This is a genomic window from Ferribacterium limneticum (genome assembly GCF_020510585.1).
Classification (GTDB): Bacteria; Pseudomonadota; Gammaproteobacteria; order Burkholderiales; family Rhodocyclaceae; genus Azonexus.
In genome coordinates this window covers 1,115,004-1,130,548 of record NZ_CP075190.1, presented here as the reverse complement: position 1 = coordinate 1,130,548, position 15,545 = coordinate 1,115,004, and the positions used below count along the sequence as shown (strand labels likewise).

The 15,545-nt window shown below is 57.0% G+C and carries 14 protein-coding genes and 1 tRNA gene; 1 reads left to right on the top strand and 14 read right to left on the bottom strand.

Annotated elements, in window-relative coordinates:
- Positions 1 to 5: 5 nt before the first annotated feature.
- From KI613_RS05415 to rlmE, 9 genes are all read right to left on the bottom strand, one after another.
- Positions 6 to 482 carry a NuoB/complex I 20 kDa subunit family protein gene (locus KI613_RS05415; protein ID WP_226404175.1) on the bottom strand — a complete coding sequence of 159 codons (477 nt, stop codon included), beginning with the start codon at positions 480 to 482 and terminating at the stop codon, positions 6 to 8.
- Between the two features lie 9 nt (positions 483 to 491).
- Positions 492 to 863 carry an NADH-quinone oxidoreductase subunit A gene (gene ndhC, locus KI613_RS05410; RefSeq protein WP_226404174.1) on the bottom strand — a complete coding sequence of 124 codons (372 nt, stop codon included), beginning with the start codon at positions 861 to 863 and terminating at the stop codon, positions 492 to 494.
- Between the two features lie 62 nt (positions 864 to 925).
- Positions 926 to 1,010, bottom strand: a tRNA-Leu gene (locus KI613_RS05405).
- A 52-nt stretch (positions 1,011 to 1,062) separates the two neighbouring features.
- Complete coding sequence (secG, locus tag KI613_RS05400; protein ID WP_226404173.1) at positions 1,063 to 1,422, bottom strand: preprotein translocase subunit SecG; 360 nt, start codon at positions 1,420 to 1,422, stop codon at positions 1,063 to 1,065.
- Positions 1,423 to 1,433: 11 nt separating this feature from the next.
- On the bottom strand, positions 1,434 to 2,183 hold the full coding sequence (gene tpiA / locus KI613_RS05395; protein WP_226404172.1) for a triose-phosphate isomerase: 750 nt from the start codon (positions 2,181 to 2,183) through the stop codon (positions 1,434 to 1,436).
- Positions 2,184 to 2,270: 87 nt separating this feature from the next.
- A complete protein-coding gene (gene glmM / locus KI613_RS05390) occupies positions 2,271 to 3,623 on the bottom strand; it encodes a phosphoglucosamine mutase (protein ID WP_226404171.1) in 1,353 nt (450 codons plus the stop codon).
- Positions 3,620 to 4,456 (bottom strand): dihydropteroate synthase, encoded by an 837-nt coding sequence (folP, locus tag KI613_RS05385; RefSeq protein WP_226404170.1) that lies wholly within the window; start codon positions 4,454 to 4,456, stop codon positions 3,620 to 3,622. The genes glmM and folP overlap by 4 nt, the downstream gene beginning before the upstream one ends.
- Before the next feature lie 56 nt (positions 4,457 to 4,512).
- Complete coding sequence (gene ftsH / locus KI613_RS05380; protein WP_310491444.1) at positions 4,513 to 6,393, bottom strand: ATP-dependent zinc metalloprotease FtsH; 1,881 nt, start codon at positions 6,391 to 6,393, stop codon at positions 4,513 to 4,515.
- Positions 6,394 to 6,448: 55 nt separating this feature from the next.
- Positions 6,449 to 7,066 (bottom strand): 23S rRNA (uridine(2552)-2'-O)-methyltransferase RlmE, encoded by a 618-nt coding sequence (gene rlmE / locus KI613_RS05375; protein WP_226404169.1) that lies wholly within the window; start codon positions 7,064 to 7,066, stop codon positions 6,449 to 6,451.
- A 31-nt stretch (positions 7,067 to 7,097) separates the two neighbouring features.
- On the opposite strand from rlmE, the gene yhbY reads away from it, so the two are divergent.
- Positions 7,098 to 7,463: a ribosome assembly RNA-binding protein YhbY gene (gene yhbY / locus KI613_RS05370; RefSeq protein WP_226404168.1), complete on the top strand. Its 366-nt coding sequence runs from the start codon at positions 7,098 to 7,100 to the stop codon at positions 7,461 to 7,463.
- Here yhbY and KI613_RS05365 read toward each other — a convergent pair whose 3' ends face one another.
- The 5 genes from KI613_RS05365 to KI613_RS05345 all read right to left on the bottom strand — a co-directional run bounded on the left by KI613_RS05365 (position 7,464) and on the right by KI613_RS05345 (position 15,543).
- Entirely contained in the window at positions 7,464 to 7,925 is a 462-nt protein-coding gene (locus KI613_RS05365; protein ID WP_226404167.1) for a DUF4149 domain-containing protein, read from the bottom strand.
- Between the two features lie 5 nt (positions 7,926 to 7,930).
- The gene (gene greA, locus KI613_RS05360) at positions 7,931 to 8,407 is read right to left on the bottom strand and encodes a transcription elongation factor GreA (protein ID WP_226404166.1); all 477 of its coding nucleotides are present in this window, start codon (positions 8,405 to 8,407) and stop codon (positions 7,931 to 7,933) included.
- Between the two features lie 64 nt (positions 8,408 to 8,471).
- Positions 8,472 to 11,678 carry a carbamoyl-phosphate synthase large subunit gene (gene carB, locus KI613_RS05355; protein WP_226404165.1) on the bottom strand — a complete coding sequence of 1,069 codons (3,207 nt, stop codon included), beginning with the start codon at positions 11,676 to 11,678 and terminating at the stop codon, positions 8,472 to 8,474.
- A gap of 21 nt (positions 11,679 to 11,699) precedes the next feature.
- Positions 11,700 to 12,848 (bottom strand): glutamine-hydrolyzing carbamoyl-phosphate synthase small subunit, encoded by a 1,149-nt coding sequence (gene carA / locus KI613_RS05350; RefSeq protein ID WP_226405692.1) that lies wholly within the window; start codon positions 12,846 to 12,848, stop codon positions 11,700 to 11,702.
- A gap of 124 nt (positions 12,849 to 12,972) precedes the next feature.
- Positions 12,973 to 15,543, bottom strand: a complete 2,571-nt coding sequence (locus KI613_RS05345; protein ID WP_226404164.1) for a response regulator — start codon at positions 15,541 to 15,543, stop codon at positions 12,973 to 12,975.
- Between the last annotated feature and the right edge of the window lie 2 nt (positions 15,544 to 15,545).

Sequence of the window (15,545 nt, the reverse complement as noted above, 5' to 3'; positions counted from 1 at the left end):
GGCAATTAACGAGCAATAGTGTTTGTGCGGCGAATCTTGTTCTGCAACTGAATCAGGCCGTAAATCAGGGCCTCAGCAGTTGGGGGACAACCAGGAACATAGATATCGACAGGCACGATGCGATCGCAGCCACGCACGACAGAATAGGAGTAGTGGTAGTAGCCACCGCCATTGGCACACGAACCCATCGAGACCACCCAACGCGGCTCAGCCATCTGGTCATAAACCTTGCGCAGTGCCGGCGCCATTTTATTGGTCAGCGTACCAGCGACAATCATTACATCGGACTGTCGAGGACTTGCCCGAAAAACAATCCCAAAACGATCGAGATCGTAACGAGAAACCCCAGCATGGATCATCTCAACCGCACAACAAGCCAAACCGAAAGTCATCGGCCAAATCGAACCGGTTCGCATGTAATTAATCAGCTTGTCAGCCGTCGTGGTGACAAAACCTTCCTGGAGGACGCCTTCAATAGCCATAACCCAGCCTCATTCCCATTCCAGCGCGCCCTTGGCCCAGGCATAAATATAGCCAATGACCAGAATGGCAACAAACACGAGCATCTCGACAAAACCGAACAATTTGATCGACTCAGTCGCAACGATATCCTTGAATATTGCCGCCCACGGAAACAGGAAAGCAATTTCCAGATCGAACAAAATAAAAAGAATGGCAATCAAATAAAAGCGCACATCAAACTTCATGCGCGCATCCTCAAAAGCCTCAAAGCCACACTCGTAGGGAGAGAGCTTCTCAGGATCCGGCCGGTTTGGGGCAAGAATAAAGCCCATTGCGACAGGCAACACCCCGACCGCAACCCCTACCAGAACAAACATCAGGATTGGAAAGTAGTTTTCCATGACCCGCCGCCAATATTCAGTTTTTGTTCGAAACAGCGCGCCTTACGGCCACTGCCCAATTTTGGTGCCGACGGCGAGACTCGAACTCGCACAGCTTGCGCCACTACCCCCTCAAGATAGCGTGTCTACCAATTTCACCACGTCGGCACGTCTTTTTGACCGCTCAGCGAGGACTCAATGCCAAGCGATCCATCTTGCGCTACTTCGGTATGTCTTTCGCTTTGGAACCCGCATCCACAGGCACCACAGGCGACTCTGCAGCCGCCGGAACAGTCTGCGATTGTACCGGTTCTTGCATCACACTGCCAGTCGTTTTTGGCTTGCTGGAGGCAACATACGCCAAGGTCAGGCTCGTCGCAAAAAACACAGCCGCCAGGACACCCGTCGTACGACTCAGGAAATTAGCAGAGCCAGTGGCTCCAAACAGACTTCCGGAAGCACCACTTCCAAAGGCAGCCCCCATGTCGGCACCCTTGCCATGTTGCATCAACACCAGACCAATAATAACGATCGCAACCAGAATATGGACCGTCAGAAGGAGAGAGAAAAACCAGTTCATTTGTCAGCCTATCAATTCGCCGCGAGGCAAATCGCCAGAAAATCATCCGCAACCAAGGCAGCACCACCGATCAAACCACCATCAATGTCTAACTGCCCAAACAACTCCATCGCATTCCGCGGCTTCACACTGCCACCGTAGAGAATGCGCAAACCTGCGGCCACACCCAAATCAAGCGCCGCAACCTGAGCACGAATCGCCGCATGCACTTCCTGCGCCTGAGCCGGAGACGCCGTTACTCCGGTACCAATTGCCCATACCGGTTCATACGCCACCACCGCCGACACCATGGCAGCCACCCCAACACGATCCAAGACTGCCGAAAGCTGCCTGGCCACTACAAACCCTGTATCGCCAGCCTCACGCTCACCCAATGTTTCACCAACACACAAAATGGGCACCAAGCCAGCTTTTTGCGCAGCCTCAAACTTGGCCGCAACAACCACATCCGTTTCACCGAATAGCGCACGCCGCTCGGAGTGTCCAACCAGCACATAGCGACACCCGAAATCAGCCAACATTGAAGCCGACACCTCGCCGGTAAACGCACCAGAAGGATGCTCACTAACAGATTGCGCCCCCAGAGTAAGCACCGAACCTTGAATCAAGGACTGCACCTGAGCGAGGTAGGGATAAGGCGGGCACACTGCTACTTCACAAAACAACCCGGAGGCCTCTGCAGTAATTTGCGCCAGCAGCGCTGAATTTTGCTTCAGTGCGCCGTGCATCTTCCAGTTACCAGCTACGAGCTTTCTACGCATGGGCTAGATGATTCCGTTGGCGAAAAACCTTCGAATTATAGCGACTCGTCAATTTTTCGGTCAATACGATTAAGCATGCGCGGTAATTTATTGTGTGGACTCCCGCACTACCCCAGCCAGTTTTTCGGCAGCACAGGCCACTTCGGCAGCATCTTCGCCTTCGACCATGATCCGTAACAAAGGCTCAGTTCCAGAGGCGCGCAACAGCACTCTGCCTCGCCCAGCCATACCGGCCTCGGTCTCGGCCAGCGCAGATGTGATTGCCGGGTGATCTTTCCATGGGAACCCTCGCGTGATCGGCACGTTGATCAGTTTCTGCGGATAGAGCGCCAAGCCGCCGAGCAAACCTTTCAAATCGCCTCCAAACTCGCGCAGCGCGGCCAAAACCTGCAAGGCGGCAACAATGCCATCACCCGTTGTGTGACGATCCATCGCGAGTATGTGTCCGGAGTTCTCACCGCCGTATAGCCAGCCTTTTTCGTGGAGCATCTCTACAACGTAACGATCACCAACAGCGGCCCGGGCAAACGGTATGTCAATCTTGCCAAGAGCGTGCTCAAGAGCAAGATTGCTCATCAGCGTACCAACAACGCCCTTAACCTTGACCGCACGCGCTCGACTGCGGACGATAGCAAAAAGCAACTGATCGCCGTCATAAAGATTCCCATCAGCATCGACCATTTGAAGACGATCGGCATCGCCATCCAAGGCGATGCCCAGATCGGCTCGATTGGCCAGCACGGCCTCACACAATGCCTTTGGGGCCGTAGCACCAACACCATCATTGATATTCAGACCATTGGGTTGCGCCCCGATGGTGACGACATCCGCGCCCAGTTCGTGAAAGACACTCGGCGCGATATGGTAAGCGGCACCGTGCGCGCAATCGACGACAATCTTCAAGCCGCGCAGGTCCAGGTCATTTGGAAAAGTGCTCTTGCAGAATTCTATGTAGCGGCCACGCGCATCCTCGATGCGCCTGACGCGCCCAAGATCGGCTGGCGGTGCGCAAACCATCGGCTGATCTATACCCTCCTCGATGGCATGCTCGACCTCGTCGGGCAACTTGGTACCCTGCGCCGAGAAGAACTTGATACCGTTATCATAGTACGGGTTATGCGATGCGGAAATAACGATCCCGGCCTGCAGGCGCAATGCGCGGGTGAGATACGCAACAGCCGGTGTCGGCAACGGGCCAACCAGGAAGACATCGATACCTGCCGCTGAGAATCCCGCCTCCAAGGCCGACTCCAGCATGTAACCAGACAGACGCGTATCCTTACCAATCAGCACTGCCGGCCGTTCGCCAGACGGCATGTTGCTCTGCCCCAGCAAGGCCTTGCCAGCCGAATAGCCGAGGCGCATTACAAAATCCGGGGTAATCGGCGACTGTCCGACACGACCGCGCACGCCATCGGTACCAAAATATTTCCTGCTCATTCCTGCTCCCATTGTTCTATTGCAGCCCAGACCGTCAAGGCATCCCTGGTTGCCGCCACGTCATGCACACGTAGTATTTTCGCACCCTTTTGTGCGGCCAGCAGCGCGGCCGCCACACTGGCAACCTGTCGCTCACCAACCGGTCGGCCGGTAATTACCCCCAGCATGGATTTTCTGGAAACACCGATCAACATCGGAAAATCATCGACGCCTAGTACGGTCAACGCCGAAAAAAGGGCCAAATTGTGATCCACTGTCTTACCGAAACCAAATCCTGGATCAACCACAATTCGCTTATCGTCAATGCCAGCCTCCCTGCAACGCTCTGCAGCCGCCACCAAAAAAGACCTCACCTCGCTGACGACATCACGATACTGCGGTGTCTGCTGCATCGTACCGGGCTCGCCCTGCATGTGCATGACACAAACGGCGCAATCGCTCTGCGCAACGACCGACAGGGCTTCAGGATGAGTCATGCCGGTGATGTCATTGATCATTGTCGCCCCAGCCTCAAGTGCGGCACGCATAACAACCGGCTTATAGGTATCCACCGAAATTGGAACACCCCAGTCGGCAATTTCCTTCAGAACAGGTAACAGACGCCGCAATTCGTCCTCTTCAGAGGTCGGAATCGCGCCCGGGCGGGATGACTCGGCGCCGATATCAAGGATATCCGAGCCGGCCTCAAATTGCTGACGGGCATGTTTGATGGCCTGCTCGACATCACCGGTCAATCCATCACCGGAAAACGAATCCGGAGTCAGATTGACGATCCCCATCAACAAGGGACGATCTAGCGAAAGCCTGAAACGGCCGCAGTGCAGTGTTGTCATGGCGCAAAAATAAAAGGCCGGGAGAGGACTCCCGGCCGATTCAGCAATCAGAAAACTCAGGCCGTCGCAGCAGCGCTGGGTTCCGCCCCCGGGGTATCGCTCGGCGTATTCGAGCGCGGCGTCGACTGGGATGGCTTGGGTGGACGCGGTGCCTTACCAGCCATAATGTCGTCGATCTGCTCAGCATCAATGGTTTCCCACTCAAGCAAGGCCTTGGTCATTGCTTCAACCTTGTCACGATTCTCTTCCAGCAAACGACGGGCAAGTGCGTACTGTTCGTCGATCAGGCGACGGATTTCAGCATCCACTTTCTGCATGGTCGCTTCAGAAACATTCTTGTGCTGAGTCACCGAGCGGCCAAGGAAGACTTCACCGTCGTTTTCGCCATAGACCATCACCCCCAGATCCGACATGCCGTAACGGGTGACCATATCGCGCGCCATAGCAGTGGCACGCTCAAAGTCGTTGGATGCTCCAGTGGTCATCTGATTCATGAACAACTCTTCGGCAATACGTCCACCGAATAGCACTGCAATACGGCTCATTAGGTACTGCCGGTCGTAAGCATAACGATCCTCTTCCGGCAGTTGCATGGTCAGCCCCAGAGCACGGCCGCGCGGGATAATGGTGACCTTGTGAACGGGATCTGATTTTGGCACCAGTTTGGCGACTACGGCATGTCCCGACTCGTGGTACGCCGTATTCATCTTCTCTTCTTCGCTCATCACCATGCTGCGGCGCTCAGCGCCCATCATGATTTTGTCCTTGGCCTTCTCAAAGTCTTCCATATCAACAAGGCGCTTGTTGGTGCGCGCAGCAAACAAGGCAGCCTCATTGACCAGATTGGCCAGGTCAGCACCGGAGAATCCTGGAGTACCACGGGCAATGATGTCGGCCTTGACGTCGCCGGAGATTGGCACCTTGCGCATGTGGACCTTGAGGATTTCCTCGCGGCCACGAATATCCGGCAGAGGCACGACAACCTGACGGTCGAAGCGACCCGGACGCAACAGGGCCGGGTCCAAAATATCAGGACGGTTGGTCGCAGCGATTACGATGATGCCGGTATGACCTTCGAAACCGTCCATCTCAACTAGCAACTGGTTCAAAGTCTGTTCGCGCTCATCGTTGCCGCCACCCAAGCCGGCGCCACGGTGGCGACCGACAGCGTCGATTTCATCGATGAAGATAATGCACGGCGCGTGTTTCTTGGCATTCTCGAACATGTCGCGAACGCGGGCCGCACCGACACCAACAAACATTTCAACGAAATCGGAACCCGAAATACTGAAGAACGGCACCTTGGCTTCGCCGGCAATGGCCTTGGCGAGCAGCGTCTTCCCCGTTCCCGGGTTGCCAACCATCAGCACGCCCTTCGGAATACGGCCACCGAGCTTCTGGAACTTGGAGGGATCACGCAGAAAATCAACGATTTCCTGAACTTCTTCCTTGGCCTCGTCACAACCCGCAACGTCGGCAAAGGTAATTACATTGGTCGACTCGTCCATCATGCGCGCCTTGGACTTGCCGAAGGAAAAGGCTCCGCCTTTGCCGCCGCCCTGCATCTGGCGCATGAAGAAGACCCAGACGCCTATCAGCAGAAGCATCGGGAACCAGCTGACGAAGAGATTCATCAGGAAGGATGGCTCTTCTTCTGGCTTGGCTTCAATCTTGACGCCATTCTTGAGCAGGTCGGAAACCAGCCAGAGATCAGGCGGCGCGTAGGACGTGATGCGCTTGCCCTCGCTCGTTGTCGCCTTCAGCGTACGGCCTTCCATGACCACCTTGGAAATGCGGCCGGACTTCACCTCCTCGATGAACTGGGAGTATTCGACGGATCCGGTTGCAACCTGACGGCTGTTGAACTGATTAAACACCGTCATCAGCACCAGGCCGATGACCAGCCAGACTGCCAGGTTTTTGAACATGTTGTTCAAGCTTGCACTCCTTATACAGCGACGAGCGATAAAAATACCATTCTAAACAAAACTCTCAGCGCAATGTGCGTCCGAGCAAATAAAGCTCGGCGCTACGATCACGGGAAGCGTCCGGTTTGCGCACCACGACAGCCTTGAACGTCTCACGCATCTGACGCAGAAATGTCTCGTAATCCGTTCCCTGAAACACTTTGACCAGAAAAGCGCCATCTGGTTTCAGGTGTGCTCTGGAAAACTCCAGCCCAAGCTCAGCCAAGTGCATGACGCGGGCCTGATCAACCAAAGGCACTCCTGACATATTGGGGGCCATGTCAGACATTACAAGCCCCACGCGGCGACCACTCAATTGTTTTTCGAGTTGTTCCAGCACATCGTCTTCACGAAAATCGCCCTGAATGAAATGGACGTTATGAATAGGTTCCATTTCGAGAAGGTCGAGAGCAATCACCATTCCGCCATCACCAACTCGTTTAGTAGCGACCTGGGACCAGCCACCCGGCGTGGCACCAAGGTCGACAACGACCTCGCCGCGCTTGAGCAACTTGTCCTTGTCGTCAATCTCAAGTAGCTTGAAAGCGGCACGTGAACGCCAGCCCTCCTTCTTGGCAAGCTGAACATAAGTATCATTGACATGCTCGCGCATCCAAGCTTTGCTGGTTCTGGTTCTTTTCATTCGGTAAAATGCCGTTTTTGAAAGGTTTACTATGCTGCAAATATCATCTGCCCAGCGACGCGAACTGCGCGCCAAGGCCCACGATCTGAATCCGGTTGTCTCGATTGCCGAAAACGGCCTCACCGAGGGTGTTCTAAAGGAAATCGAAATGAATCTTAACGCCCATGAACTGATCAAGATTCGCGTTTATGGTGACAGCCGCGAAAATCGTCTGGCCTATTATGAGCAAATCTGCGCTCAACTGGGTGCCGCGCCTGTTCAGCATATCGGCAAGCTGCTGGTCGTTTTTCGCCCCATTCCCGCCGAGGTTGCTGCGGTCAACGCGAAAAAAGCCCCAAAACCGAGACGCCCTGTTCCTGCAGCTCCGCGCAAAAGCAAGCGCGCCTTCCAAGGCTGATCACTTAAGCCCGCGACCGCTCCAGATCACGAGCCACAATCCCAGCAGACTCTGCACCAGGTAGAGGATGCTGGAAATGCCGTGCCATGCAGCGAAGCGGTCGCGCAACACACTTTCCATCACTCCGCGCGGCATGGCATCCAGCTTTAGCTGCGCCATCAATGGCTGGATGCCGAACTGGCTGGCGGCGGTCAGCAATGCCATCAGGACGACCAGCCAGAAGATCGCACGCTTGAACACCTGTCTGCCGTAACGCAAAACCAGAAACACCAGCAGCCAGGCTGCACTACCCAACCCCACCCAGCCGATCAATGCAAACAACTTGCCAGCCACCATGCCGGCAAGTTGCCGGTCGCCCAGACTGGCAAAAAGCACTGGCGCCGCCATGTAACCGATAGCCCACAAGCCACCCACCCACACAGTAATGGAAATCAGGTAGAGGGCCTCGGACAGCCGACGCACGTGAATTACTCGTAGCGGACGTCGATGACTTCGTACTCGCGGATGCCGCCCGGCGCCTGGACCTGGGCAATATCGCCAGCGTACTTGCCGATCAGCGCCCGGGCAATCGGCGAATTAACCGAAATCTTGCCGCCCTTGATGTCCGCTTCGTCCTCGCCAACGATCTGGTAAGTCACGGCATCACCGGTATCCTGATCCTCAAGATCCAATGTCGCACCAAATACGCAGCGGCCATCAGCATCGAGTAGTTTCGGATCGATAATCTGCGCGTGCGACAGCTTGCCCTCGACTTCCTGAATACGCCCTTCAATGAAGCCCTGACGCTCCTTGGCGGCATCATATTCGGCATTTTCGGAAAGGTCGCCATGGGCTCGCGCTTCCGCAATGGCGCCAATCACCCACGGACGATCGACTGTCTTCAAGCGATGCAGTTCTTCGCGCAGCTTTTCGGCGCCTTTTACGGTTAACGGAACTTTGCTCATATCATCTTCCAGCAAAAGCAAAACCGCCGGCGCCCCAAGGCTACCCGGCGGTTTCAGGTTTGTCTCAGTGTAGTTGCGTGTGCAAGGCCTGAATCGGATAGACCACCAACTCGCCCAGATTGCGAATACCTTCGGCAGCCGCTTCGGCACCCCAGATTGTCGTGTACATTGTGACACGAGCCTGCAGTCCGGAAGTGCGGATATTGCGTGAGTCGTTGATCGCCTGACGCTTTTCCTCAACCGTGTTGATGATCAGGGCAATTTCGTTGTTCTTGATCATGTCGACAATATGCGGACGACCTTCGGTGAATTTGTTAACCATCTGCACCGGCAAACCAGCAGCTTCGATGGCATGCGCGGTGCCGCGCGTCGCCACGAGATGGAAGCCAGCCTCAAGCAAATGGCGGGCAATTTCAATTGCCTTGGTCTTGTCACTATCCTTGACCGACATAAACACCTTGCCGGTGGTCGGCAACTTGACGCTGGCCGCCAGTTGCGACTTGACGAAGGCTTCGGCAAAGGTAACGCCGACGCCCATGACCTCGCCGGTCGACTTCATTTCCGGGCCAAGAATGGTATCGACACCGGGGAACTTGACGAAGGGGAAGACGGCCTCCTTGACCGAGAAATACGGCGGGATCACTTCCTTGGTCACGCCCTGGTCCTTGAGACTGCGCCCAGCCATGCAACGGGCGGCAATCTTGGCCAGTTGCAGACCGGTAGCCTTGGAAACGAAGGGCACGGTACGCGAGGCGCGCGGATTGACCTCCAGCACGTAGACATCGTTGTCCTTGATGGCGAACTGCACATTCATCAGGCCACAGACGTTGAGCGCCTTGGCCATCAGTTTGGTCTGGCGGCGCAGTTCGTCCTGCACGGCCTTGCCCAAGGAGTATGGCGGCAGCGAGCAAGCAGAGTCACCGGAGTGCACGCCAGCCTGTTCGATGTGTTCCATGACTCCACCGATGATGACTTCCTCGCCATCGGACAGGGCATCGACATCACATTCAACGGCATCATTTAGGAAGCGATCGAGAAGTACCGGCGAATCGTGCGAAACCTTCACGGCTTCGCGCATGTAACGCTCAAGGTCCTTCTGCTCATGGACGATTTCCATGGCCCGACCACCCAACACGTAGGACGGGCGGACGACCAGTGGATAACCAATCTCCTGGGCCAAACGCAGCGCATCTTCTTCGGTGCGGGCAGTTCGATTCGGCGGTTGCTTGAGGCCCAGATCGTGCAGCAATTTCTGGAAGCGCTCGCGGTCTTCAGCCACGTCGATGGATTCCGGGCTGGTACCGATGATCGGCACGCCGTTGGCCTCCAACGCCAACGCCAGCTTGAGGGGAGTCTGGCCACCGTACTGAACGATGACGCCGACCGGCTTTTCGATGGCGACGATTTCTAGCACGTCCTCCAGCGTCAGCGGCTCGAAGTACAGGCGGTCGGAGGTGTCGTAGTCGGTGGAAACTGTTTCCGGGTTACAGTTGACCATAATGGTCTCGTAACCGTCTTCACGCATCGCCATCGCGGCGTGCACGCAGCAGTAGTCAAACTCGATGCCCTGACCGATACGGTTCGGACCACCGCCCAACACCATGATTTTTTTCTTATCGGTCGGATTGGCCTCGCACTCGTCCTCGTAGGTCGAGTACATGTAAGCGGTATCGGTCGAGAATTCGGCGGCGCAGGTATCGACTCGCTTGTAAACCGGGCGGATGCCCAGCTCATGACGACGGTTCCGGAATTCGGTTTCGGTCGTCTTCAGCAGGTAAGCCAGACGACGGTCGGCGAAACCCTTGCGCTTCAGGTAACGCACCTCTTCTGCGGTTAACGTCAAAAATTCGCGTTTTTCCACGGCCAGCTCCAGATCGACAATCTCCTTGATCTGGACAAGGAACCACGGATCGATCTTGGTCAGCTCAAATACGCGCTCGACCGACATGCCGATACCAAACGCATCGGCGACGTACCACAGGCGATCCGGGGTCGGCCGGGCCAGCTGCTCGTCTATCGTTGCCGGATCAACCGTTTTCAGGTTGAAGCCGTCAACGCCAACTTCCAGCCCGCGCAAAGCTTTCTGCAGCGATTCCTGGAAGGTGCGACCGATAGCCATCACTTCGCCAACCGATTTCATCTGCGTGGTCAGCGTGTCATCCGCCTGCGGGAATTTCTCGAAGGCAAAACGCGGCACCTTGGTAACGACGTAATCAATCGACGGCTCGAACGAGGCCGGCGTCTTGCCACCGGTGATGTCGTTCGACAACTCGTCCAGCGTGTAGCCGACCGATAGCTTGGCAGCGATCTTGGCAATCGGGAAACCGGTGGCCTTGGAGGCCAGCGCCGACGAACGCGAAACACGCGGATTCATCTCGATGACGATCATCCGACCGTCCTTCGGGTTGATCGAGAACTGGACGTTGGAGCCGCCGGTATCGACACCGATTTCGCGCAGAACGGCGATCGAGGCGTTACGCAGGATCTGGTATTCCTTGTCGGTCAGCGTCTGCGCCGGTGCGACGGTAATCGAGTCGCCGGTATGGACGCCCATCGGATCAAGGTTTTCGATCGAGCAGATGATAATGCAGTTGTCCGCCTTGTCGCGGACGACCTCCATCTCGTATTCCTTCCAGCCGAGCAGCGACTCTTCGATCAGCAACTCGTTGGTTGGCGAGGCTTCGAGACCGCGTTTGCAGATGGTCTCGAACTCTTCCATGTTGTAGGCGATACCACCACCCGTGCCGCCCAGCGTGAAGGACGGTCGGATGATGGTCGGGAAGCCGATCACGGCCTGCACCTGGTAGGCCTCTTCCATGCTGTGCGCGGTGGCCGACTTGGCGGAACCAAGACCAATCTTGGTCATCGCATCCTTGAACTTCTGGCGGTCCTCAGCCTTGTCGATGGCCTCCTTCGAAGCACCGATCAGCTCGACATTGAACTTGGCCAGCACACCTTCGCGGTCGAGATCGAGCGCGCAGTTCAGCGCGGTCTGGCCGCCCATGGTCGGCAGCAGCGCATCCGGGCGCTCCTTCTCGATGATCTTGGCAACGACCTGCCAGGTGATCGGCTCAATATAGGTGACATCGGCCATTTCCGGGTCGGTCATGATCGTCGCCGGGTTGGAATTCACCAGGATGACCTTGTAACCCTCTTCGCGCAGAGCCTTGCAGGCCTGGGCGCCGGAGTAATCGAATTCGCAGGCCTGACCGATGATGATCGGGCCGGCACCAATAATCAAAACACTTTTTATATCTGTACGTTTCGGCATCTTTATCTCTCTCTGTGCCGCTTATTGCGCATTGTTGAGCGCGGCAACGCCACGCGTCATGGTGTCAAGGAAGCGATCGAACAAGTAGGCCACGTCGTGCGGACCAGGACTGGCTTCCGGATGGCCCTGGAAGGAGAAGGCCGGCACGTCGGTGCGGGCAATCCCTTGCAGGGAACCGTCGAACAGCGACACATGCGTAACCCGCAGATTGGCCGGCAGGGAGTCAATGTCGGCAGCAAACCCGTGATTCTGGCTGGTGATTAGCACCTGCCCGCTATCCAGATCCTTGACCGGGTGATTGGCTCCGTGGTGACCGAACTTCATTTTCAGCGTTTTGGCACCGGAAGCCAGGGCCAGCAATTGGTGACCAAGACAGATGCCAAAAGTCGGAATGCCACGCTCGAGGAATTCGCGGATAGCAGCAATCGCGTAATCACAAGGCTCCGGATCGCCGGGGCCGTTGGACAGGAAGATGCCGTCAGGCTTCATCGCCAGGACATCGGCAGCCGGCGTTTGGGCCGGCACCACGGTCAGCCGGCAACCGCGCTCGGCCAGCATGCGCAGGATGTTGCGCTTGACGCCAAAATCGTAGGCAACGACATGGAAACGCGGCTCGGCAGCTTGCTTGTAACCATCCAGCGTCCACTCGGCCTCGGTCCAGGCATAGTTGGCCTTGGCCGAAACGACCTTGGCCAGGTCCATGCCAGCCAGGCCCGGGAAGGCCTTGGCCATGGCCAGCGCCTTCGACTCGTCGGCTTCGCCGGCCAGAATGCAACCGGCCTGAGCGCCCTTTTCCCGCAGGATACGGGTCAGCTTGCGCGTATCGATGCCGGCAATGGCGACGATACCGTGCTTCTTGAGATAGGACGACAAGTCCTCCTCGCTACGCCAGTTCGAGGCAACCAGCGGCAGGTCACGAATGACCAGACCAGCGGCGTAATTGGCGTTAGATTCAAAATCTTCCGCATTGCAACCGGTGTTGCCGATATGCGGGTAGGTCAACGTGACGATCTGACGGCAATAGGAGGGATCGGTAAGGATTTCCTGGTAGCCGGACATGGCGGTGTTGAACACCACCTCGCCACTGGTAACGCCATCAGCGCCGATGGATTGGCCCTTGAAAACCGTTCCGTCGGCGAGGGCGAGAATGGCAGGTATAAATGAGGGCAGCAACGACACGACCGGCTCTCCTTGAATTTCTAATTTTTCATGTGCCGAGCGGGAAGGCTTGCGCCTCCCCGCTCGTGCTTTTTAACCTTCCTATTTTAGCCGAAAAGAGGCTTTTCAGGCAAATTCAAGGGATTACGCGAGTCTCGACGTAGCGCTTCAATATAGGTTTGATCTGCGACATTTCATCGACCAGCGCAGCGTGGAGCCGATTACAGGCGGCCCAGTCGACATTGTCGACCACCATGGCCGCCTGCTCTATTTCCATCGCCCGACGCCGGGCATTTTCGGCATGAAACATGGCCAGGAGACTCTTCACGGTATGCGCATGCATGCGCAACTCGTGCGCATCGGCACTGTCGAGCGCTTTCCTGATGCGTCCCAGATGTGCGTCCCACTCCGACAGAAACATGCCGGCCATCGTCGCAAACAGCTCGGGTTCGCCAATATCGCGAAGGGCTGCCGCCAGATCGAGTTGCGCGCCCGCCCTGACCGGCGCAGTAGCAAAAATGATGGGCTCATCTGCGCTACCAACACCACGGGATCGATCCAGAGCAGCAAACAACTCGTCCGGCCGCAATGGCTTGGCGACGTAGTCATTCATTCCCGCCTCCATGCAGCGATCCCGGTCGCTTGCCATGACATTGGCGGTCATGGCGATGATGTAGACGGGCTTGACCTCGTGGGAAACCACCCAGCTCCGGCGCATCTCGCGGGAACGTATGGCCTCCGTCGCCTCGATGCCGCCCATCACCGGCATCTGCATGTCCATCAGGATCACGTCAAAATGGCTGCTATCGAACAAATCAACCGCCTCGATACCGTTGTTAGCCAGTGTCACCCGGTGCGACAGCCGCTCAAGCAAGCGGGTCGCCAATTCCTGATTCACCGGATTGTCTTCAACCAACAGAATGTTCAGTGCCGAACTACCGCCCTGGGCAATCTCGCCCAGATCGATTTGCGACAGCATGAATTCGTTCTGCTCTGACAAAGCCGGCCCCTCGGCCAGCGCCAGCGCATCCAGCATATCGGCGCTGCCAATCGGTTTGACGAGATGAGCCGAGACGCCGATTTCACGCAACCGGGTCAGATCGTGCCGCTGATTTTCAGTCGTCAGCATGACCAGCAACTTCTCGACGCGACCGGACTTCTGCCAGGCCTCAGCCAGAGCAAAGCCAGCCGGGGCCTCCATATTGGCGTCAGCCACCACATAGTCGTAGGGAAAATCGACGGCGCGGCTGCGCTCCATCGCAGCCACGGCCGCAGCCCCATCCGCCGACAGCGAAGACTGGATTCCGCAGCGCTCAAGCAATTCGACCAGATAACGTCCGACCGTCTCGTTGTCATCAATGACCAAGGCGCGCCGGCCAACATAGCGTGATCCCGGCGCGAAGGCCTGGGTCTGCGACAACACCGAGGTTTCGACGCCAAACCGTCCGGTAAATGAAAAGACCGAGCCGACGCCCTGCGTGCTTTCAAGCGTTATCTTGCCATCCATCAACTGCACAAGGCGGGCGCTAATAGCCAGCCCAAGTCCCGTCCCGCCAAAACGACGGGTCGTCGATACGTCGGCCTGGGAAAATGCCTCGAAGATTGCCTGCTGTTTGTCGGGCGGGACACCGATACCCGTGTCGCGGATCGAAAAGCGCAAATAAACTGAATGCTCGGTCTGCTGATCGATGCTCACATCGAGCGCCACTTCGCCCTGCTCGGTAAACTTGATGGCGTTGCCGATCAGGTTGATGATGACCTGGCGCAGGCGAGTCGGATCGCCAACGATGCGTGGCGGCACATCGGGCTGCACGTTGGCCACCAGTTCGAGGCCCTTCTTGTGCGCGCTGACCGCCAGAACCCGAACGGCCTCGAGCACCGTGTCCTGAATGGAAAAAGCCAGCGCCTCGAACTCCATCTTGCCGGCTTCGATTTTCGAAAAGTCGAGAATGTCGTTGACGATCGTCAGCAAGGCCTCGGCCGATGATTTGACGGTCTTCAGATAGTGGCGCTGCTCGGCATCAAGCTGGGTATCGAGCGCCAGTTCAGTCATGCCGATGATGCCGTTCATTGGCGTCCGGATTTCATGGCTCATGTTGGCCAGGAAAGCACCGCGTGCCTTGTTCGCTGCCTCGGCCGCCTCCTTGGCCGAAATCAGCGCTGCTTCCGCCGCCTTGACTTCGCTGATGTCGCGCTGCAGGACCAGCATGCGCACCGGTTGCCCCCCGGCCTCGCGTGCCGCGACGGCACCGCGCAGCAGGAACCAGCGCCACTGGCCGTCGCACGCCTTGAAGCGGCACTCGGCCTGAAAATAGGGATCCTGACTCTGGACATGCGCATCGATACGCGCCTGCAACAGGCGCAAATCATCCGGATGCAGCATGCGTTGCCACTGGACGATCGAGTTGTCGAAATCGCCAGCGGTGTAACCGAGCATTTCTTTCCACTGACGACCGGCTTCGACGGTACCGGCCCGCAGATTCCAGTCGGCCAGCGCATCGCCCGACAACTTGGTATGCCAGGCGCTTAGATTGAGTCCGGCGTAGGCGCGATAGGAGGAATCGACGACCCCGACCAGCCTTTCCATGCCGTCAGCCAGAACGTCCTGCCGCGCAGCCCTGGCCTGCTCGATCAACTGCCTGAATTGTGGCTCACCTTCGCCGCCGAAGATTTCCTGGAGCTGCCGATCCAGCAGGCGGGATTTCATGG

Coding starts and splice junctions, on each gene's coding strand:
- KI613_RS05415 (WP_226404175.1), bottom strand. CDS start 482: ATGGCTATTGAAGGCGTCCTCCAGGAAGGTTTTGTCACCACGACGGCT.
- ndhC (WP_226404174.1), bottom strand. CDS start 863: ATGGAAAACTACTTTCCAATCCTGATGTTTGTTCTGGTAGGGGTTGCG.
- secG (WP_226404173.1), bottom strand. CDS start 1,422: ATGAACTGGTTTTTCTCTCTCCTTCTGACGGTCCATATTCTGGTTGCG.
- tpiA (WP_226404172.1), bottom strand. CDS start 2,183: ATGCGTAGAAAGCTCGTAGCTGGTAACTGGAAGATGCACGGCGCACTG.
- glmM (WP_226404171.1), bottom strand. CDS start 3,623: ATGAGCAGGAAATATTTTGGTACCGATGGCGTGCGCGGTCGTGTCGGA.
- folP (WP_226404170.1), bottom strand. CDS start 4,456: ATGACAACACTGCACTGCGGCCGTTTCAGGCTTTCGCTAGATCGTCCC.
- rlmE (WP_226404169.1), bottom strand. CDS start 7,066: ATGAAAAGAACCAGAACCAGCAAAGCTTGGATGCGCGAGCATGTCAAT.
- yhbY (WP_226404168.1), top strand. CDS start 7,098: ATGCTGCAAATATCATCTGCCCAGCGACGCGAACTGCGCGCCAAGGCC.
- greA (WP_226404166.1), bottom strand. CDS start 8,407: ATGAGCAAAGTTCCGTTAACCGTAAAAGGCGCCGAAAAGCTGCGCGAA.
- carB (WP_226404165.1), bottom strand. CDS start 11,678: ATGCCGAAACGTACAGATATAAAAAGTGTTTTGATTATTGGTGCCGGC.
- KI613_RS05345 (WP_226404164.1), bottom strand. CDS start 15,543: ATGAAATCCCGCCTGCTGGATCGGCAGCTCCAGGAAATCTTCGGCGGC.